Source organism: Streptomyces sp. ATexAB-D23 (assembly GCF_000373645.1).
GTDB lineage: Bacteria > Actinomycetota > Actinomycetes > Streptomycetales > Streptomycetaceae > Streptomyces > Streptomyces castrisilvae.
Map to the genome: position 1 here is coordinate 61,465 of NZ_KB892013.1, position 19,221 is coordinate 80,685.

The following is a 19,221-nucleotide window of genomic DNA, read 5'->3' on the forward strand; positions in this document are numbered from 1 at the left end:
TGGCGGCGGGCGGTGCGGTGGTGTCCTGCTCGGTCACAGCCAGCTCCTCACGCGTTCGATCAGCCGGGCCGGGTCGGGGCCGACCGGGGTGACGTTGAGCATGGTCACGCCCGCCTCGCGGAAGACCTCGACGCGGTCGCGGACGTATCCCTCGGGGCCGGCCAGGCAGAGGCGCTCCAGCAGTTCGGCCGGGACGGCGGCCTCCGCCTCCTTCTTACGGCCCGCGAGGTAGTGCTCCTGGATGGCCGCCGCCTCGCGCTCGTAGCCGTAGGAGCGGACGAGGTCGTGGTAGAAGTTGCGGCCGGGCGCGCCCATCCCGCCGACGTACAGGGCGACGGTGGGCCGCAGGTGGTCGCGGACCTGCTCGGCGTCGTCCCCGATGGCCAGCAGGCCGCCCGCCACGACCTGGAGCGGGCCGAGCGAGGGATCGCGCCGGGCGGCGCCCTCGGACAGGGCGCCGCCCCAGACCTCGGCGGCGCGCTCGGGTACGTACAGGAAGGGCAGCCAGCCGTCCGCGATCTCGGCGGTCATACGGACGTTGGCCGGGCCCAGCGCGGCGACGTACACGGGAATCGTGTCGCGCACCGGGTGGTTCAGCAGCTTCAGCGGCTTGCCGAGGGTGCCGCCCTTCTCGGGCGGCAGGGGCAGGTCGGTGATCCCGTGGTGCTCGATCACCTCGCGCCGCCAGATCCGCCGGGACAGCTCGATGACCTCGCGGGTGCGGCCGAGCGGGCGGTCGTAGCGGCGGCCGTGCCAGCCCTCGACCACCTGGGGCCCGGACGCGCCGACCCCGAGGAGGGCCTGGCCACCGCTGACCGCGTCCAGGCCGGCGGCGGTCTGGGCGATCAGGGCGGGGGTGCGGGAGTAGACGTTGACGATGGCCGAGCCGATCCGCATCCGGTCGGTCCTCGCGGCCAGATATCCCATGACCGTAGGGGAGTCGAAGCCGTACGCCTCCGCCACCCAGACGGCATCGAGTCCCGCCGACTCCAGGGCGGCGGCCCGGTCGGCGGCGGCACGCGGATCGCCGGCATACGTCAGGGGTGAGGACAGTTCCATGGATTCCTCTCTCGGCGCGCTCAGGGCCCGCCTCAGCCCGGCCGGGATCTACTGAGCGTTCGCTAAGAACGTAGAAGTGCGGAGTCGGGTGGTCAACTCCCCGTACGTCACCAGTTTTTACGGGCATCTACCGGCAAGGCGCGCGCAGGCGGTACGCTGACCGCCGAAGTTTCCTGATCGATCGCTAAGTAACAGGAATGAGGCACCCGCGACGCACGGGCCGCACGAGGCCGCCGGTCGCCGCCCGTCCCGAGGAGAGCAGTTGAGCACCGAGACCAGCCAGGACATCGCGGCACCGGCGGAGCACTGGCGCTCCTACCGCCCGCTCGACCTGCACCCGATCCTGTTGCACGCCATGGAGGCGTTCAACGAGCACGGCTACCACGGGACCTCGGTCCGGGACATCGCGGGCCGGGTGGGTGTCACCGTGCCCGCGCTCTACTACCACTACGCGAACAAGCAGGCCCTGCTGGCCACCTTGCTGGAGACCTCCATCAAGGACGTCCTGGACCGGTGCCGGGCGGCGGCGGCCGAGGCCGGGGACGATCCGCTGGCGCGGTTCGGCGGCATGGTCGAGTCGATCGTGCTCTCCATGGCCCACCGCCGCCAACTGGCCTTCCTGGACACGGAGATCCGGAGCCTGGAGCCGGAGAACCGGGCACGTTACGTCGCGCTGCGCGACTACCTCGAACACATGCTTCTGGACACCGTGGAGGCGGGGCGCGCCCGGGGGGTGTTCGCCACGCCGATCCCCGCCGACGCGGTGCGCGCGGTGCTCATCATGTGCCAGGGGGTCGCCAACTGGTTCCGCGCGGACGGCCCGCTCACCGCCGAGCAGGTCGCGGAACGGCACGTCCTGCTGAGCCTCGGCACCGTGGGCCACCCCCCGGCGCCGGCGTCCTGACCGATCCCCCGCTCCCTCGGCCCGCTCCGACGTGGCCGTACCGACGAGAGGACTCCCCCATGAACGTGCTCGACGCCCGCGCCCGGTTCCAGGAGCTTCGGGAGCAGGACGGCCCGGTCGATCCGCTCGAACTCGACGCCGTCTGGGCCGTGCTGGACACCGTACGCCCGCAGGACATACTCGGCGCGTGGAAGGGCGGCGAGTTCCGCACCGGCCACCCGCTCGAAGGCATGCTGGCCAAGGCCGGCTGGTACGGCAAGACGTTCGCCTCGGTGCACGACGCCAAGCCGCTGATCTGCCGTGACGAGTCGGGCGCGCTGTACTCCAACCTGGAGCTGGGCCAGGGCGAGGCCAGCCTCTGGACGGTCGAGTTCCGCGGCGAGGCGACGGCCACCATGGTCTACGACGGCAGGCCGGTCCTCGACCACTTCAAGCGGGTGGACGGAGTCACGCTGATGGGGATCATGAACGCCAAGGGGGTGCCCGCCGACGGCCCCTTCTACTACTTCTTCCTGGAACGGGCCCCCGAGGCGGCGCCCGCCGCCGGAGAGGACGCGTGAGGCGCGTCCGCGCGGCGGTCACCGACGCCCCCGGCGCCCCGTTCACCGTCCGGGACGCGGACCTCGAAGACCCCCGCCCGCACGAGGTGCTGGTGCGGATGACCGCGGCGGGCCTGTGCCACACCGACCTCGCGATGGCGGGCACCTGGCCGCCCCGCCTCACGCCGATGGTCTTCGGCCACGAGGGCGCCGGCCGGGTCGAGGCGGTGGGTGCGCGGGTGACCGGACTCTCGGCGGGCGACCACGTCTGTCTGACGTTCGCCAGCTGCGGGGCCTGCGAACAGTGCGCGGCGGACCACCCGGCCTACTGCCTCGCCGCGCGGACCCTGAACCTCTCCGGGGGCCGCGACGACGCCACCTCGCCCCTGTCCATGGACGGCGCGCCGCTGTACGCCGGCTTCTTCGGCCAGTCCAGCTTCGCCACGTACGCCGTCGTCCACGAGCGCGGTGCGGTCAAGGTGCCCTCCGGCCTTCCGCCCTCGGTCGCGGCCCCGCTGGGGTGCGGTGGCCAGACGGGCGCCGGGACGGTGCTCAACCGGCTGCGGCCGGAGCCCGGCTCCTCGCTGGTCGTCCTGGGCGCCGGCGGGGTCGGCCTGAGCGCGCTGATGGCCGCCGTCGCCGTGGGCTGCGATCCGGTGGTGGCGGTCGATCCGGTCGCCTCCCGCCGGGAGCTGGCGCTCTCGCTCGGCGCGGCGGCGGCGCTGGCCCCCGGGGGCGGCCTGGCGGCGGCGCTGCGCGAACTGACCGGGGGCGGCGCGCATCACGTCGTGGAGACGACCGGCCGCCCGGAGACGGTCCGCCGGGCGGTCGGCGCGCTGCGCCCGCGCGGCGCGCTCGCCCTGCTCGGCCTCGGCGGCGAGGTGACGTTCGACGTGATGGGGCTGCTCGCCAAGGGGGTCAGGGTGCACGGGGTCGTCGAGGGCGACTCCGACCCCGGACGCTTCATCCCGGAGCTGATCGCCCTGCACGGGCGCGGTCTCTTCCCGCTCGACCGGCTGGTCACCACGTTCCCGTTCGAGGAGATCGGCAGGGCGGTGGCCGCCATGCGGGACGGCAGCGTGGTCAAACCGGTCCTCACCTTCTGAACGGCGGCGTGGGTGAGCCGGCGCCCACCGTCCGGGGCGTCACGGCGGGCCGGCCCTCTGACCCTGTGTGATTGACTGATCCGCATGGTCCCAGCCCCCCGCTCCGCCCGCCGGGCCGCGACCGGCGACCGGGCGACGGCGACCCGCCCCCGCAACCGCAGGCAGCTGATCGTCGAGGCGGCCGGGCGCGTCTTCAGCGAGCGCGGCTACCACACGGCGTCCATGGAGGAGGTGGCCTCCGCGGTGGGGATCACCGCCGCCGCCCTGTACCGGCACTTCCCGAACAAGTACGCCCTGTTCGCCGAGTGCGCCGACGTCATGGTGGACGGGCTGGTCGCCGCACTGGACGAGGTGCCGCCCGGGGCGGCCCTGACCGACGTACTGCTGCCGCTCGCCCGGATCACCGTCGCACATCGCGCGTCGGGCGGGGTGTACCGCTGGGAGGCCCGCTACCTCAGCCGCGAGGACCGGCGGCGTCTCGCGGCGAAGTTCGGCCGCCTGGTCGAGCGGGTGGACGAGGCGGTACGGCGCGAGCACCCGCTGCCCGACGACCGCCTGCGGGCCTTGGCCGCCCTCGGTGCGATCGCCTCGATCACCATGCATCACACCTCCATCGCGCAGCGCCGGGCCGAGGACCTGCTGCTGGCGTCGGCGCTGGACGTGGCCTCCTGCGATCCCTCGGCGGGCCGGCCCGCCGCGCGCCCGGTCGAACTGCCCGTGCAGCCGGTGCCGCGCACCCGGCGCGCGCAGATCCTCGCGGCGTCCGTGCCACTGTTCGCCCGGGACGGCTTCGCCAGCGTCACGAACGGGCAGATCGCGCAGGCGGTGGGGCTGACCCCGTCCGCGCTCTACCGCCATTACCCCGGCAAGATCGACATCCTGGCGGCGGCGTGCCTCCAGGCGGCGGGGCTGCTGGCCCAGGGCGTGGAGCAGAGTCTGCGGGGGGTGGCGGGCCCGCACGAGGCCATCGTCGCGCTGGCGGCGACGTACGTGGCCTACAGCTTCGAGCACACCGAGCTCAACAGCGTCGCCGAGGCGGAGGTGGCCGGCCTTCCGGCTGATCTGCGGCGGCCCCTGGTCCTCGCCCAGCGCGAGCACATCGCCGTCTGGGAGCAGCAGTTGCGCCTGGCCCGCCCGGAGCTGGATCCGCGCCAGGCCAGGGTGCTGGTGCACGCGGGGTTCGGGGTGGCGGTCGAGGCGGGACGCGGACTGCGATGGCGGGACAGTCACGGTCACCGCCAGGCCGTGACCGCGCTGGTCGTGAGCGCGCTGGGTCTTTGAACGGCCCTTCCCCCCACGGTGGTTCCGGACCTCTCCGCGCCCCGCGCCCGGGGCGCGGAGGGGCCGGTACGCTCAGGCCGCCCTGTTCCCGGTGGGGATGGTGATGGGCGTGGTGGTCCCGGAGGAGCCCTTGTTGAGGAAGAGCATCGCGAGACCGCGGACCATCTGGTCGACCGCGTAGAACGTTCCCGGCATGATGGGCGAGAGCCCCTCGCGGAACAGGATGTACGCGGGCCACGCGGTGCGGACCAGCGCCGCCGCCACGTAGTCGCGCTTCAGGCCGAGCCAGTCGCCGACGTCGTCGCTCAGGACGTAGCGCACGAACTCGTTGAGGAACCCCCGGGTGACGCCGAGGTCGATCTGCGCGGTCAGGCCCAGCAGTTCCCTGGCCAGATCGATGCCCTCGGTCGTCGGGGTGAGGATCGGGGTGAGTACCTGCGCCGACTGCGCCTCCGCCTCCGCCCAGGTCTGCGGGATGTACTCGTCCGGCACGCCGAGCAGGTGGATGGCGACCTGCCAGGAGTGCAGGAAGGCGTCCTGGTCCGCCGCCGGGAAGGGCACCTTCCAGTCGAGCAGCTTGCGGTGCACGTAGGTGCCCAGGCTGTGGAAGGTGACCAGGATGTCGGCGGCGCTGATCGGGATGGACTCGTCGGCGACGGCCCGCCAGTGCGGCGACTGCGGCAGCAGGTGGCGCACCGCCGCGTGCACCACGCGGGTCTTGTTGGCGGTGACGACGAACTGCCCCTGCGGCCGGAAGGCCCCCAGCTGGGACAGGTCGTAGCCGAAGGTGAACGTCTTGGCCGCCCGGTCCTGCATGTCGGCGCCGCCCGCGGACCAGTAGACGCTCCTGGCCTCGCGGGGGATGACGGTGCTCATGATCCCGCTGCCGAGGCCGTACAGCATGAACAGGTACGTGTCCTTGCGGCGGTTGAAGTCGGCGGCGCGGTCCAGCTTGGCCTGGTCGGCCCAGGAGGGCAACCGGTTGACCTGCTGGAGGTAGGCGCTGAACTCGGCCGGCAGCCCCGTGGGCAGCGGGTCGTTGTTGTTCACCCACGACGCCCACGCGGTGTTGATGGCGGGTACCTGGCCGTTCTCCAGCATCGACACCATCAGCGGGTCCGCCGTGTCGTCCCAGATCCACTGCGGGCCGGTCCCGGCGTCGACGGCGGTCACCGGGCCCGCGGACGCCCACGCCTGGGCCGGGACCGCCACACCCGCGATGCCGAGTGCGGCACCGAGCGTCAGGAGCTTTCGCCTGCTGAGATTTTCCATTGACTTACCTGCTTCCGTGAGGGACCAGACAGTTCCAGGCGCCTTCTCAGACTTGCTGATTGCGCGACCGACGCGCTGTGGATCTTGTCACGCAGATGTGATTTCTGATTAACATAGCGAGGTGCGTTGCCCTCGGCAATGGTGGTGACCGAGGGCGTGTGGACGAGGCATCATGGAGGATGCCCGCACGCTTCCTGGAACGAGGACGCCGCATGGACACCGACACCGGACACCGTGGCCCGCGCGTGACGTCCGTACTGCGGGGCCTTCGCGCACCTGGAATCGCCCCCTGGGCCCATCTGTACGAGCCGCCGGCGCCGTCCCTGCCGGGTGCGCCGCGCGCCGTGTTCCTGGGTGTGTCGACGCTTCTGCTGGACGACGGCGAAACCGCGATCCTCACGGACGGGTTCTTCAGCCGCCCCGGCCTCCTGCGGATGCGGTTCGGCCGGCTGCGCCCCGATCCCGCACGCGTCGCGGCAGGTCTGCGCAGGGGCGGGATCGACCGGCTCGACGCCGTGTTCGTGGTCCACTCGCACTACGACCACGCCCTGGACTCGCCCCAGGTGGCCGCCGCCACGGGCGCCCGGCTCATCGGCTCCCCGTCCACCCGCAACATCGCCCGGGGCCAGGGCTTTCCCGACGACCGGTTCCAACTCGCGGCCACCGGCGAGCCGTTCGCGGTCGGCGCCTTCACGCTGACCGCCCTGCCCGCCCGGCACAGTCCGGGCGACCTGGCCCCCGGACGGATCGACCGGCCGCTACGGCCCCCGGCCCGGGCCACCGACTACAGGACCGGCGACTGCTACACCCTCCACGTGAGCCACGGCGCGCGTGAACTCCTGATCCACGCCAGCGCCCACACCCTCCCCGGCGCCCTCGACGGCCACCGCGCCGAGACCGTCTACCTGGGGATCGGCGCGCTCGGCCATCAGAGCGAGGCGTTCCGGGAGGAGTACTGGCACCGCCTGGTCACCGGGACGGGCGCCCGGCGCGTCGTCCCCATCCACTGGGACGACTTCTTCCGCCCGCTCGACCGGCCCCTTCGCCCGTTCCGCGCGTTCCTCGACGACTTCCCGGCCACCATGGACTTCCTGACCCGCGCGGCGGACCGTACGGGCGTCCGTCTGGCCCTGCCCACGCTGGGCGTGCGGACCGACCCCTGGCCGGCGGACGCCGCGCCGGACACCGTCAGCAGAGCAGGGCGGCACGCAGGTCGAGCCGGTGATCGAGACGGGACAGGTCGCGTCCGGTGAGGATCTCGATGCGCCGGACACGGTAGTGGACCGTGTTGACGTGCACGTGCAGGGCCTGGGCCGTCCTCGCCCAGGAGCAGTCGTGCGCGAGGAAGAGCTCCAGGGTCTCCAGGAGCACGCCGCCCGGTTTCGCCCCGGCCTTCAGCAGCGGACCGAGGACCGTCTCGCGGTAGACGCTCCGCACCTCGGCGGGGACCCCGGCCAGCAGCAGAGCCACTCCTCCGGATGCGCGCGGACCGGTGACCGCAGGGGGCGTCGCGGCAGCGGCGTGCGCTGCCGCGAGGGAGTAACGAGCCTGCTTCAGCGCGGCGTTCAGCTCGGCGGGCGTGGCGACCGCTGCGCTCAGACCGATCCGCCAGACGCTCTCCGGGCAGCAGCTCCGGATCAGCGGCCACACCTCGCGCAGCCGCTCCGCCACGGCGCCCGCCGCGCATTCCTGGTGCGCGAGGACCGCTGTCGCCTCGCCGTCGACACCCCGGGCGGCGGCGAAGACGACGGACGGCACATGGCCCAGGGCTTCGGTGAGCGCGGCGGTTCCGTCCTCTCCCCTGCCCCCGCGCGTCTCCGGCGCGGCGGTGACCACGGTGTACGCGGCCCGGCCGGCCAGTCCGCAGGACTCCAGCGCGGCGCCCAGCCGGCCGGGGTCGGCACGCGGTGCGCCAACGGCTTCCAGAAGGCGGGCGGCCACGGACGTACGGGCCGCCAGGTCACGGTCCACGCGGCGGCGGTACCGGCCGAGGAGTCCGGATATCTCCTCCAGATCCCCTGACGGCACCCGGCTCCCCTCGGGAAGGTGCAGGTACCAGGCATCGAAGACCGCGCCCCCGGACCCGACCCGCACGGTCGTGCCCCGCCCCTCGCGCAGGATCTCCACGGCCCGCCGGGCGGGCAGCGGATCCGCGCCCCCGGTGCGGGCGACGGTCCGGCCGCTGCCGGTGAGCAGATGGCAGTCGGGCGCCCCGAGGCGGGCGAAGGCGCGGTCGAGCAGTTCGCCCGCCGCCGCGCCGCTCTCCAACGCCCGGTCGAGGTCCTGGCGGACGTGCATACGAGACTCCTTGCGCGCACACGGGACGGAACCCGCCCTCGCATTCACGAGGCGAATACGAGTCATCGCATCGTAGATGCACAGCCGACGACGTAAAACAGCTCTTGGCTGATCCACCAGAGGCCCGGGGCGGACGTCTTGGTAGGGGTGCACGGGGACGCCGTCGGAGTACGGGCCTGCCGCAACGTTTGTACGGGCCTGCCGCAACGTTTCCCCGGGTGAAATCCGCACCCACACGGGTGAGTTCCCGCCCCGGCCCCTGTTGCGGTGAGGCCCGCGGCCACTAGACACCATGGCTGTGATCAACGTGCTTCTCACGGCGGGGACACGCCGTCGCTCATGCCGGGCCGGCAGGCCGACCCCGGCCGCTGCCCTGGTCTGCGCGGTCATGACCGCCTGCACCGTCCTGGCCGGTTGCGCCGCCGGGGCGTCCGGGCCCGCCGATGACCCGGACGAGGTGATCAAGGCGGCCACGCAGCGCCTGACGGACGCGTGCCTGACCCGGCAGGGACTCGTACCGCCCCGCGGCGGGCCGGGCAGCCGGCCGTCCGGGGACGAGGACGACCGGGTCGACGCGGCTCTCTTCGGGACGGGCCGGGCCGAACTGTCCGTGTCACTGCCCACGGGCTACGTCGTACGCGGCCATACGGACGGGTGCCTGGCCGCGGCGCAGCGGCGACTCTACGGGGACCAGCCCGGCTGGTTCCGGGCGTCGGTCGTCGTCAACAACCTCCGGCCGGAGGCCGATCACACCCACCGGACACTCGCCGAGGTCCGGGCCCGCCACCACACCGAGATCGCCGACTGGCAGCGCCTGCGCGCGCACGCCCTCGCCGAAGCCACCACCGTTCTGAACAACACGCCACCGAAGGGAAATCCATCCGCATGAAGCGCCTCATCACCCTCCTCGCAGCCCTCGTGGTCTCCGTCACCGGCCTGCTGGCCACCTCCGCCTCCGCCGAGGCGGCCAGCTGCCGCAGCGGCTACTTCTGCGTCTGGACCGACGCCAACTTCAACGGCATGAAGATCGAGCACTCCGGCGACGACCACTGGTGGGAGGGCGACATGTCGAACCAGGACTCCTCCTGGGCCAACCACGGCGTCTCCGGACCGGGCGTGCCCGACCACGTCAAGATCTACGACGGCCGCGAGCTGACCGGCGGGGTCACGCTCTGTCTCGCCCCCGGCCAGGAGGTCGGCTACAACGCGGGCGCGAACGACCGCGGCAGCTCCCACACCTGGACCACCGGCTGCTGAGACCCTTCCCCGACGACCTGCCACCGATGGTGCGCGGCGGCGCCGGCTCCCCGTGGGACGCGGGAGCCGGCGCCGCCGCCTTCCGCGGCTACGGGGTGACGCAGCCGATCGAGCCGACCGGGAAGTCGTTACCGGTCGATGTCGCCGTGAATCCGAAGGTCACGCTGCCGTCCGGCGGGATGGTCCGGTTGTAGTCGGCGTTCTTGACCGTGACCGTGCCGTCCGACCCCGAGGTCAGCACTCCGCTCCACACGCTGTTGATCTCCGTGCCCGCGCCGGGCGCCCACTGCACCGCCCAGCCGTCACGTGCCGTCGCGTCGTGGTTCATGACCTCGACGGAGCCCTGGAAACCACCGCTCCAGGAGCTGGTCACGCTGTACACGGCCATGCACCCGGTGTGCGGGTCCGTCGGGTCCGTCGGGTCCGTGGGATCGGTCGGGTCCGTCGGGTCCGTCGGGTCCGTCGGGTCGGTCGGGTCGGTCGGGTCGGTCGGGTCCGTGGGGTCGGTCGGCGTCTCGCCCGACCCACGAACGCCGGTCACCTCGCCGTTGCCGCCGTCGAAGACGATGTCGGAGCAGGAGAAGAAGTTCTCCTGACTGTCCGAGCGCACCCACTGGATGAACATCAGCGCGTCACCCGAGCGGCCCGCCGGCAGGTCCAGATTCCAGTAGTAGTGCCCGCCGTCCGTGCCCGGCGATCCGACCTGCGGCGGGTCGGTGACGGTGTCGATCAGCTCCAGGTCGTCCCAGCCCAGTTCGTTGGTGGGCGAGTAGCCGGGCTTGGTGAGGTACACGCGGAACGAGCCGGGGTGCGCGGCCCAGTTGCTGTGCTTGACCTCGATCGTGCTCCCGGACGTCAGGTGGGTCAGGGGCCAGTCGTCGCGCGCGGCGTTGTATCCGGTGAAGTCGTACGGCGACCGGTCACCGGCGCTGCACAGTTTCCCGTCCGGCACATAACCCTCACCGCGTCCACCCGCGTTGGAGTCGAGTACGGCGAACCAGTTGTACAGCGCGGTCGGGCCGCTCTCGGCGAGCGCGGCCTTGCACGCCGGGTTGGTCGGATCGAGGGCACCCGTGCTGGTCTGGGCGTCCAGGTAGCAGAGGTAGGTGCGCGATCCCGGCATCATCGTCACGCCGTGCGCCTGCGCGCTGCCCTGGCCCAGAAAGGTCAGAGCGATCCCGCCGAGCATCGTCGCGAACGCCACGATCAGGGAAGCGAGTTGTTTCCTGCGTCGAGCCATGGTGTCTCCTGTGCCTGTGTGAGGACTGCCTTCCGGCCGGACCTTTCTCCTCTCCTGCGGTCACACCGTTCGTGAACGAAACCTTCGTCCGCCCCGGGCCCGCGCGCCGGGGTGGGAGCGCGTGGTTCCGGGACGGTCTGCGGGATAGGGCGAGTGGGGCGCCCGGGACGATTCAGGAAGGACCGGGTGGGGTGGCAAGGGGCATCGGAAGCGCCGACCGCCAAGCTTGGGAGCGCTCCCACTCAATGGTTCGTAGGGACTGTAGGAGCTAGCCATGCCCCTGACAACCCTCGCGGCGGAAACCGTCGCACAAGCCCGCCGGGACGGCTCCGGGACCGATGGGGGGGGCGGGAGTCGGCGGCCCGACGACGACAGCGGCTCAGGCCGGGCGGCAGCGCGCGGCGCGCAGTCCGCAGCCGCACGGAGCACGGAGCACGGAGCACGGAGCACGGAGGAGTGTCAGAAGCCGCACCTCACCGACCGGACCGAAGCCGCGCGCACCGGCCCAAGCGGTGCGCACCGGCCCATGCGGCGCGCACCGGCCGAACCGGCGCGGCGTGGTCGCAGCGATGCGCGCGGGCGCCGCCTCAGGCCGACTCGCGCACCACCAGCCGGGTCCGCAGGATCACATGGCGCCAGGCCACCTCGGGCTGGTCGATCTCCTCAAGGAGCAGCCTCACCATGGTCCGGCCGATCTCCTCCATCGGCTGACGGACCGTGGTCAGCGCCGGCTCGGTCTGCTCGGCCAGCTCGAAGTCGTCGAAGCCGACCACCGCCACGTCCTGCGGCACCCGCCGGCCGGCCCCGTGCAGGGCCGCCAGCGCCCCGGCCGCCATGCTGTCCGACGCCGCGAAGACGGCGTCCACCTCCGGGTGCCGCTCGATGAGCCCGGCCATCGCCCGCCGCCCGCTGGCCTCGGTGAAATCGCCCTGGGCGACCAGGGACGGCATCTCGCCGAGCCCCGCGTCGCGCAGCGCTTCCCGGTAGCCGAGCAGCCTGCACCGGGCGACGTACATCTCGGGCGGACCCGTGATCGCGGCGATGGCGCGTCGCCCGCCGCTCACCAGGTGTCCGACCGCTGCCCGCGCCCCACCGACGTTGTCCGCGTCCACATAGGTCACCCGCTCCTCGCCCGAGCGCCTGCCCAGCAGCACCGTGGGCAGCCCGGCGTCGGCGAGCATGTCGGGCAACCGGTCCCCCGCCGGTACGGACATCAGCAGGGCCCCGTCGACCCGGCCGCCCCGCACGTACTCCACGAGCCGCTGCCGTTCGGTGTCCGTGTGCACCAGCGTGAGCAGCAGCTGCACGCCCGCCTCCGTCAGGGCGTCCCCCACCGCCCGCGCGACCTCCGAGAAGAACGGCTCCCCGAACAGCCGCCAGTCCGACTTCGTCATCACCAGCGCGACGGCGCCCGCGCGCCGCCCGGCCAGTGAGCGCGCGGCCAGATTGGGCACGTAGTCGAGTTCGTCGATGGCACGCTGCACCGCGCGGCGCGTGGACGCCTTGACGCCCGAAGCGTTGTTGATCACCCGGGAGACCGTGCCCCGCCCCACTCCGGCCAGGGCGGCCACTTCCTCCAGCGTCGGCGTCCCGGAACCCCGTTTCGACATGCTCCCACCCCCAAGAACCCTTGATCCTACGGCCCGCCGGGGGCGCGGGCGGGGCTTCCGGCGGACCGTCCGCGAGCGCCTGGATCACACGGCCGCCCGGGGCCGCTCGACCGGCGGCCGGGGCCGGACCCCGGCCCGCCCGTCACCGGGCAAGCAACGGCCAATCCTGTCCAACCGCTTGACGGCGCGTCGGAGAGCCCCGAGATTGGGAGCGCTCCCATCACTGCGGTGCCCCCTCGGCCCATGTCGGCGCCGGACTGCGCCGACGTTCCATCCGCTCACCTGGCGAAGTCCGGCCGCTCTCGCACCACCGGCCGTCGGGAGCGCTCCCACCGCATCGTCCCCGCTTCATACATGGAGGAATGCTGTGAAACGCCTACTGGCTCTGCTGTCGACCTGCGCGACGGTGGTGGGTCTCACCGTCGCGTTCAGCCCGCACGCGGTGGCCGCCGCGGGATGCAAGGTCGACTACACGGTCACCAGCGAGTGGCAGGGCGGCTTCCAGGCCGGGGTCAAGGTCACCAACCTCGGCGCCCCCGTCGACGGCTGGACCCTCGGCTTCACCCTGCCGGACCCGGGCCAGAAGCTCGTCCAGGGCTGGAACGCCACTTGGTCGCAGTCCGGCTCCGCGGTCAGCGCCGCGGGCATCGACTGGAACCGCGCGCTGGCCACCGGCGCTTCCGCCGACCTGGGCCTGGTGGGTTCGTTCACGGGCGCCAACCCGAAGCCCACGGCGTTCACGCTCAACGGCGTCGCGTGCACGGGCTCCGTGGACGACGAAACCACACCGCCCGACCCGGGCGACGGCACCCCGTCCGGCACCCCCGTGGGCATCAACGGGCAGGTCCACGTGTGCGGCGTGAACCTCTGCAACCAGTACGACCGCCCCGTACAGCTGCGCGGCATGAGCACGCACGGCATCCAGTGGTTCGACCAGTGCTACAACGACGCGTCCCTGGACGCGCTGGCGGACGACTGGAAGGCCGACCTGCTGCGCATCTCCATGTACGTCCAGGAGGACGGTTATGAGACCGACCCGGAGGGCTTCACCAACCGGGTGAACGGCCTCGTCGACCAGGCCGAGGCGCGGGGCCTGTACGCGTTGATCGATTTCCACACCCTGACGCCGGGCGACCCGAACTTCAACCTCGACCGCGCGAAGACGTTCTTCGCGTCCGTCGCGGCCCGCAACGCCGGCAGGACGAACGTGATCTACGAGATCGCCAATGAGCCCAACGGGGTGAGCTGGGCCGGCATCAAGAGCTACGCCGAGCAGGTCATCCCGGTGATCCGGGCCGCCGACCCGGACGCGGTCGTCATCGTCGGCACCCGCGGCTGGTCCTCGCTGGGCGTCTCGGACGGCTCCGACGAGAACGAGATCGTCAACAGCCCCGTCAACGCCGACAACATCATGTACGCGTTCCACTTCTACGCCGCGAGCCACAAGGACAACTACCGCGCCACGCTGAGCCGGGCGGCCTCCCGACTGCCCATGTTCGTCACCGAGTTCGGCACGGTGAGCGCGACCGGCGGTGGCGCGATGGACCGCGAGAGCACCACGGCCTGGCTGAACCTGCTCGATCAGCTGAAGATCGGCTACGCGAACTGGACCTACTCCGACGCCGACGAGAGCAGCGCCGCGTTCCGGCCCGGCACCTGCGACGGCGGCGACTACAGCGGCGCCGGCGTGCTGACCGAATCGGGCGCACTGATCAAGAGCCGGATCAGCACTCCGGACAGCTTCCCCACCAGCTGACCGTACGGCGGCACGACACGGGTGCGGGGCCACGGCGACGCCGGGGCCCCGCACCGCGCCGTTCCCATGACGGACGCGCCCCACGGCCGGCCACCGGGGGCGGCGCGCCGGTTCGCGCGGTCCGCAAGTAGCGACGCGCGCCGACCATTTCGACCGTCCGACGCCGATACGTGCGGCGGCGGCACGCCTGCCGGGCCGGAAGCCACACGGCGACTTTCACTCTATATAGTCGGACGTCCTAGTAATCAACGAGCACCTGGCGCGCACCCCGCGCGTCCGAGGCCCGCAGCACCACCGCAATCCGGCTCGGCCGCACCGGGCCCACCCTTCGGCCCGCCCCCGCCGGCGCCTCGAAGTGACCGTAAAAGGCGGATAGGAACGGATGTTTCGTTCCGCACCTTTTGGAACCTTGCAGATTCTCCGTTCTCCGCGCGTCCACCATGGCGTTGAAAACTTTCGCGAAGTATGTCCGTTATGCGGCTTCGGCTTAACCGGATCGCGACCTGACCAGCCTTGACGTGCCCACAGGCAGTTGGAATCGTCAGCATCGGCACTGCCGAATCGGGTGGTCGCCTTGAATTGACCCAATCCGACGCAAGGTTGTCGCTTCATGCCCGGCGCACCGCCCGTTCACCCCACCTGTGCAGGACCGCCAGCACGTCCCAGGCTCCTACACCGGACCCCTCTCGCACCAATCATTTTCTGAACCCGAGAGTCCGCACGTCCTGTCCGAGCGCTCGCAACCCGGTGCCCGGTCAACGCGGCCAAGCGTCCTGTCACTCACCGGAACTGCGGGCCGATTCGTCCCATGTCAAGAAAGGCCGGCTCACAGTGCTGCGTTACATCGCCCGCAAAGCAGTCGGCTGGTTTTTGATGATCGCCATCGCAACCAACCTCACGTACTTCCTCGCTAATGCCTTCCTCAAGCCAGCGTCGAACTACACCGCGTTGCGACCGCCTCGAACTCCAGCCCAGATCAACCAATCGCTGGCGCTTTACAACCTCAATCCGGACAAACCGATCATGGATCGGTGGTGGCACTGGATCTCCGGGGTCGTGACCCGCTTCGACTGGGGCCAGTCGCCGACCGGGGGCAGCGTCAACGACCAGGTCTCCTACCGGATCTTCGTCAGCGGCCAGCTGGTTCTGGCCTCGACGATCCTCTCCATCGTCATCGGGGTCGGGCTGGGTGTCTACACCGCGTCGCGTCAGTACAAGGCCGCCGACCGGGCGTGGCAGGGAATCTCCGTGATCTCCTTCAACACCCCCTCCGCGGTGGCCTCCCTCGGAGTGGTGCTCGCGGCCATCGCGCTGAACCAGTCCCTGGGCAGCACGCTGCTGCCGGTGGCCGGAGCGCAGAGCCCCGACGTGGTCGGGTTCTGGGCGGTCCTCGGGTCCAGAGCCATGCACGCGATCCTGCCGACCATTTCGCTGACGTTCATCTCGTACGCCGGATACCACCTGTTGCAGCGTTCACTCCTGCTGGACCACATCAACTCCGACTACGTCCGTACGGCACGGTCCAAGGGGCTGACCCGGAAGCAGGCGATCTACCGGCACGGACTGCGGACCTCGATCATTCCCGTCGCCACCCAGGTCGCGTTCGCGATGCCGGCCCTGTTCACCGGTGCGGTGATCACGGAGACGGTCTTCGCCTGGCACGGAATGGGTGAGTACTTCACCAGAACCATCAGTACGAACGACGTGCACGGCGTCGTCGCCGTCGCAGCCTTCGGCGCCCTCATGACGGCCGTCGGCGCGATCCTGGCCGACCTCGTCGTCGTGGCTCTCGACCCCAGGATCAGGGTGAGCTGACGTGGCCATCAACATGCCCGGTGCCGGACCCGCCGCAGAAGAGGCGCGTCCCGAGAACGCCGAAGCCCTGGAGCCGGGGAAGCCCGCGCCCGGTGGCAAGCGCCTCTCCCCGTCCAGGCTCTACATGCGGCGCTTCGCACGCAACAAGCCCGCGCTCCTCGGTCTGGTCCTCTTCGTCCTGCTCGTGCTCTTCTCGCTTTTCGGCCGGTATCTGACCCAGTGGGACCACATGGAGGCGGACTTCACCGCGCTCTCCGTCGCCCCCGGAGTCGACGGCCATCTGCTGGGTACCAACAGCGCGGGCAACGACACCTACGCCCAGCTCGTGCACGGCCTCGGCAGGTCGCTGATCATCGCCGTGGTGGTGTCGCTCCTGACCACCGCCATCGCCGGTCTCTTCGGTACCACCGCCGCCTACTTCGGCGGCAAGATCGAGCGGGCGATGCTCGGCTTCGTGCACTTCCTGCTCATCCTGCCCTCGTTCCTCATCATCGCCCTGGTCGGTACGCACTTCCGGGGTGAGTGGCAGGTTCTGGTCGTGGTCCTCACGCTGTTCGGCTGGATGCTCACCGCCCGGGTGATCTGGTCCCTGGCCACTTCCCTGCGGGAGCGCGAGTACGTGATGGCGGCCCGTTTCATGGGCGTCAGCGCGATCCGTACCATCATCCGCCACCTGGTGCCGAACATCGGGTCCCTGCTGATCGTGACGTTCACCCTCGGTGTCGCCTCGACCGTGCAGTCCGAGACGGCGCTCTCCTTCATCGGTTTCGGCGTCAAGCAGCCCGACGTGTCCCTGGGCTCCATGCTCGCCGACGGGCAGAACACCCTGTCCACCGCTCCCTGGCTGTTCTACATGCCCGCGGCGCTGGTGGTGCTGCTCACCGTGGCCATGGCCCTCATCGGTGACGGTCTGCGCGACGCCCTGGACCCCACATCGCAGTCTGGAGGCCGCGCATGATCGAGCAGCGCGCAGTCACGACCGAGCCCGGTACCAAGCGGGCACTGCTGTCCGTACGCGACCTGAAGGTGGCCTTCCCCTCGGAGGCCGGCCGGGTGGAAGCCGTCCGCGGCGTCTCCTTCGACCTGCACCGCGGCAAGACCCTCGGCATCGTGGGCGAATCGGGTTCGGGCAAGTCCGTCACGTCGATGGCCATCATGGGGCTGCTCCCCGAGTACGCCTCGGTCACCGGCGAGATCATGCTCGACGGGAAGAACCTCCTGGACCTGGACGACCGGCGGATGTCCAAGGTCCGCGGTCAGCAGATCGGCATGATCTTCCAGGACCCGCTCTCGTCGCTCACCCCGATCTTCAGCATCGGGGCCCAGATCGTCGAGTCCCTCCAGATCCACCAGGAGATGTCGTCCGCGGCGGCCTGGAAGCGGGCCGTCGAGCTGCTGGACCTGGTCGGCATCCCCAACCCCGACCGCCGCGCCAAGGGGTTCCCGCACGAGTTCTCGGGCGGCATGCGGCAGCGGGCCGTCATCGCCATGGCCATCGCGAACAACCCCGACCTGATCATCGCCGACGAGCCGACGACCGCACTGGACGTCACCGTCCAGGCGCAGATCCTCGAAGTCCTCAAGACGGCCCAGCGTGAGACCGGCGCCGCGGTCATCATGATCACCCACGACCTCGGGGTGGTGGCCGGCTCCGCCGACGACGTCATGGTGATGTACGCCGGCCGTCCGGTCGAGCATGCCGGGGTGGACGAGCTCTTCGCTCAGCCCCGGATGCCGTACACCATCGGCCTGATGGGCGCGATCCCCCGCCTGGACGACCGTGCCAGGGAGGCGCTGACCCCGGTCCCGGGGACTCCGCCGCTCCTGGTGGACCTGCCCGACGCCTGCCCCTTCGCGGCGCGTTGCCCGGCGGTCCAGGACGCCTGCCGGGAGGCCGAGCCGCCCCTGCTGGCGGTCTCCGGGGACGACTCCGTTACCGGCCACTCGACCGCCTGCCGGCGCGCCGCCGAGATCAGCGACGGCGCCATCGGCGGCGAGCCGATCTTCCCCGTCCCGGCCGACCGGGAGGACCGCGTCGCAGCCGTCCCCCGCGAGGACCGGCCGAAGGTCCTGGAACTCTCCGGTGTCACCAAGACCTTCCCGCTCACCAAGGGCGGCCTGCTCAAGCGCAAGGTGGGCACGGTCTTCGCCGTCAACGGCATCGACCTGGACATCCGCGAGGGCGAGACGCTCGGTCTGGTCGGCGAGTCGGGGTGCGGCAAGACCACCACGCTGCTGGAGATCATGGGGCTGAAGCCGCCCGAGCAGGGCAGCATCGCCGTCTGCGGCCGGGACACGGCGGACCTGAAGCGCAGGCAGGACGTCAGCGCAGTCCGCCGCAACATCCAGATGGTGTTCCAGGACCCCATGGGCGCGCTGGACCCCCGGATGACGGTCTTCGACATCCTCGCGGAGCCGCTGCGCGCGGTGGGCGAGGGCGACAAGAAGGTGCTCAGCACCAAGGTCTCCGAGCTGATGGAGCTGGTGGGCCTCGACCCCGAGCACCGCGACCGCTTCCCCTCGGCCTTCTCCGGCGGGCAGCGGCAGCGCATCGGCATCGCCCGCGCCCTCTCCACGAAGCCCCAGCTGCTGGTGCTCGACGAGCCGGTCTCGGCCCTCGACGTCTCGGTTCAGGCCGGCGTCATCAACCTGCTCAACGACCTCAAGGCCGAACTGGGCCTGTCCTACCTCTTCGTCGCCCACGACCTGTCGGTGGTGTGCCACATCTCCGACCGTGTGGCGGTGATGTACCTGGGGCGGATCGTCGAGATCGGAGCCACGGACTCCGTCTTCGACAACCCCAGGCACCCCTACACCAAGGCGCTCCTCTCCGCGATTCCCCTGCCCGACCCGGTCGCCGAACGCACCCGGGAACGAGTCCTGCTAGAGGGCGACCTTCCCAGTCCCACCGACGAACAGCCCGGTTGCCGGTTCGTCTCCAGGTGTCCGCTCCACACAACGCTGTCGGAGCCGCAGAAGGAGCAGTGTCGCGGTATCACTCCTCTGCTCACCGAGAGGGGGGACCCGGACCACCGCGACGCATGCCATTTCGCGGGCACGACCACGTCTGTCGACAACTAAGCT

General features: G+C 71.2%; 16 protein-coding genes. 11 read left to right on the forward strand and 5 right to left on the reverse strand.

The window, feature by feature from the left end; genetic code table 11:
* Positions 1 to 33: 33 nt before the first annotated feature.
* Positions 34 to 1,059 carry an LLM class F420-dependent oxidoreductase gene (locus B082_RS0113380; RefSeq protein ID WP_018552308.1) on the reverse strand — a complete coding sequence of 342 codons (1,026 nt, stop codon included), beginning with the start codon at positions 1,057 to 1,059 and terminating at the stop codon, positions 34 to 36.
* A gap of 262 nt (positions 1,060 to 1,321) precedes the next feature.
* On the opposite strand from B082_RS0113380, the gene B082_RS0113385 reads away from it, so the two are divergent.
* From B082_RS0113385 to B082_RS0113400, 4 genes are all read left to right on the forward strand, one after another.
* Positions 1,322 to 1,963 carry a TetR/AcrR family transcriptional regulator gene (locus B082_RS0113385; RefSeq protein WP_018552309.1) on the forward strand — a complete coding sequence of 214 codons (642 nt, stop codon included), beginning with the start codon at positions 1,322 to 1,324 and terminating at the stop codon, positions 1,961 to 1,963.
* Positions 1,964 to 2,022: 59 nt separating this feature from the next.
* Positions 2,023 to 2,523 (forward strand): DUF4334 domain-containing protein, encoded by a 501-nt coding sequence (locus B082_RS0113390; protein WP_018552310.1) that lies wholly within the window; start codon positions 2,023 to 2,025, stop codon positions 2,521 to 2,523.
* The gene (locus B082_RS0113395; RefSeq protein WP_018552311.1) at positions 2,520 to 3,608 is read left to right on the forward strand and encodes an NAD(P)-dependent alcohol dehydrogenase; all 1,089 of its coding nucleotides are present in this window, start codon (positions 2,520 to 2,522) and stop codon (positions 3,606 to 3,608) included. Before B082_RS0113390 ends, B082_RS0113395 begins: the two co-directional genes overlap by 4 nt.
* 84 nt (positions 3,609 to 3,692) lie before the next feature.
* Positions 3,693 to 4,889, forward strand: a complete 1,197-nt coding sequence (locus tag B082_RS0113400) for a TetR/AcrR family transcriptional regulator (RefSeq protein WP_018552312.1) — start codon at positions 3,693 to 3,695, stop codon at positions 4,887 to 4,889.
* 72 nt (positions 4,890 to 4,961) lie between these two features.
* Here the strand turns inward: B082_RS0113400 and B082_RS0113405 are convergent, their stop codons facing one another.
* On the reverse strand, positions 4,962 to 6,161 hold the full coding sequence (locus tag B082_RS0113405) for an oxygenase MpaB family protein (protein ID WP_018552313.1): 1,200 nt from the start codon (positions 6,159 to 6,161) through the stop codon (positions 4,962 to 4,964).
* A 212-nt stretch (positions 6,162 to 6,373) separates the two neighbouring features.
* On the opposite strand from B082_RS0113405, the gene B082_RS36080 reads away from it, so the two are divergent.
* Positions 6,374 to 7,414, forward strand: a complete 1,041-nt coding sequence (locus B082_RS36080) for an MBL fold metallo-hydrolase (RefSeq protein ID WP_018552314.1) — start codon at positions 6,374 to 6,376, stop codon at positions 7,412 to 7,414.
* Here the strand turns inward: B082_RS36080 and B082_RS37595 are convergent.
* Positions 7,350 to 8,459, reverse strand: a complete 1,110-nt coding sequence (locus tag B082_RS37595) for a PucR family transcriptional regulator (RefSeq protein WP_018552315.1) — start codon at positions 8,457 to 8,459, stop codon at positions 7,350 to 7,352. The two genes, B082_RS36080 and B082_RS37595, sit on opposite strands and share 65 nt — an antisense overlap.
* Before the next feature lie 388 nt (positions 8,460 to 8,847).
* On the opposite strand from B082_RS37595, the gene B082_RS0113420 reads away from it, so the two are divergent.
* Entirely contained in the window at positions 8,848 to 9,348 is a 501-nt protein-coding gene (locus tag B082_RS0113420; protein ID WP_018552316.1) for a hypothetical protein, read from the forward strand.
* Entirely contained in the window at positions 9,345 to 9,716 is a 372-nt protein-coding gene (locus tag B082_RS0113425) for a peptidase inhibitor family I36 protein (protein ID WP_018552317.1), read from the forward strand. Before B082_RS0113420 ends, B082_RS0113425 begins: the two co-directional genes overlap by 4 nt.
* 88 nt (positions 9,717 to 9,804) lie before the next feature.
* Here B082_RS0113425 and B082_RS0113430 read toward each other — a convergent pair whose 3' ends face one another.
* On the reverse strand, positions 9,805 to 10,956 hold the full coding sequence (locus B082_RS0113430) for a lytic polysaccharide monooxygenase auxiliary activity family 9 protein (protein ID WP_026249754.1): 1,152 nt from the start codon (positions 10,954 to 10,956) through the stop codon (positions 9,805 to 9,807).
* Positions 10,957 to 11,543: 587 nt separating this feature from the next.
* A complete protein-coding gene (locus B082_RS0113435; RefSeq protein WP_026249755.1) occupies positions 11,544 to 12,566 on the reverse strand; it encodes a LacI family DNA-binding transcriptional regulator in 1,023 nt (340 codons plus the stop codon).
* 367 nt (positions 12,567 to 12,933) lie between these two features.
* Here B082_RS0113435 and B082_RS0113440 point away from each other — a divergent pair, with 367 nt between their 5' ends.
* From B082_RS0113440 to B082_RS0113455, 4 genes are all read left to right on the forward strand, one after another.
* On the forward strand, positions 12,934 to 14,322 hold the full coding sequence (locus tag B082_RS0113440; RefSeq protein ID WP_018552320.1) for a cellulase family glycosylhydrolase: 1,389 nt from the start codon (positions 12,934 to 12,936) through the stop codon (positions 14,320 to 14,322).
* Between the two features lie 831 nt (positions 14,323 to 15,153).
* On the forward strand, positions 15,154 to 16,137 hold the full coding sequence (locus B082_RS0113445; protein WP_026249756.1) for an ABC transporter permease: 984 nt from the start codon (positions 15,154 to 15,156) through the stop codon (positions 16,135 to 16,137).
* Position 16,138: 1 nt separating this feature from the next.
* Positions 16,139 to 17,095 (forward strand): ABC transporter permease, encoded by a 957-nt coding sequence (locus B082_RS0113450; RefSeq protein WP_018552322.1) that lies wholly within the window; start codon positions 16,139 to 16,141, stop codon positions 17,093 to 17,095.
* Positions 17,092 to 19,218: an ABC transporter ATP-binding protein gene (locus tag B082_RS0113455; RefSeq protein WP_018552323.1), complete on the forward strand. Its 2,127-nt coding sequence runs from the start codon at positions 17,092 to 17,094 to the stop codon at positions 19,216 to 19,218. Before B082_RS0113450 ends, B082_RS0113455 begins: the two co-directional genes overlap by 4 nt.
* Positions 19,219 to 19,221 lie beyond the last annotated feature (3 nt).

Coding starts and splice junctions, on each gene's coding strand:
- B082_RS0113380 (WP_018552308.1), bottom strand. CDS start 1,059: ATGGAACTGTCCTCACCCCTGACGTATGCCGGCGATCCGCGTGCCGCC.
- B082_RS0113390 (WP_018552310.1), top strand. CDS start 2,023: ATGAACGTGCTCGACGCCCGCGCCCGGTTCCAGGAGCTTCGGGAGCAG.
- B082_RS0113400 (WP_018552312.1), top strand. CDS start 3,693: ATGGTCCCAGCCCCCCGCTCCGCCCGCCGGGCCGCGACCGGCGACCGG.
- B082_RS0113405 (WP_018552313.1), bottom strand. CDS start 6,161: ATGGAAAATCTCAGCAGGCGAAAGCTCCTGACGCTCGGTGCCGCACTC.
- B082_RS36080 (WP_018552314.1), top strand. CDS start 6,374: ATGGACACCGACACCGGACACCGTGGCCCGCGCGTGACGTCCGTACTG.
- B082_RS37595 (WP_018552315.1), bottom strand. CDS start 8,459: ATGCACGTCCGCCAGGACCTCGACCGGGCGTTGGAGAGCGGCGCGGCG.
- B082_RS0113420 (WP_018552316.1), top strand. CDS start 8,848: ATGACCGCCTGCACCGTCCTGGCCGGTTGCGCCGCCGGGGCGTCCGGG.
- B082_RS0113425 (WP_018552317.1), top strand. CDS start 9,345: ATGAAGCGCCTCATCACCCTCCTCGCAGCCCTCGTGGTCTCCGTCACC.
- B082_RS0113430 (WP_026249754.1), bottom strand. CDS start 10,956: ATGGCTCGACGCAGGAAACAACTCGCTTCCCTGATCGTGGCGTTCGCG.
- B082_RS0113435 (WP_026249755.1), bottom strand. CDS start 12,566: ATGTCGAAACGGGGTTCCGGGACGCCGACGCTGGAGGAAGTGGCCGCC.
- B082_RS0113455 (WP_018552323.1), top strand. CDS start 17,092: ATGATCGAGCAGCGCGCAGTCACGACCGAGCCCGGTACCAAGCGGGCA.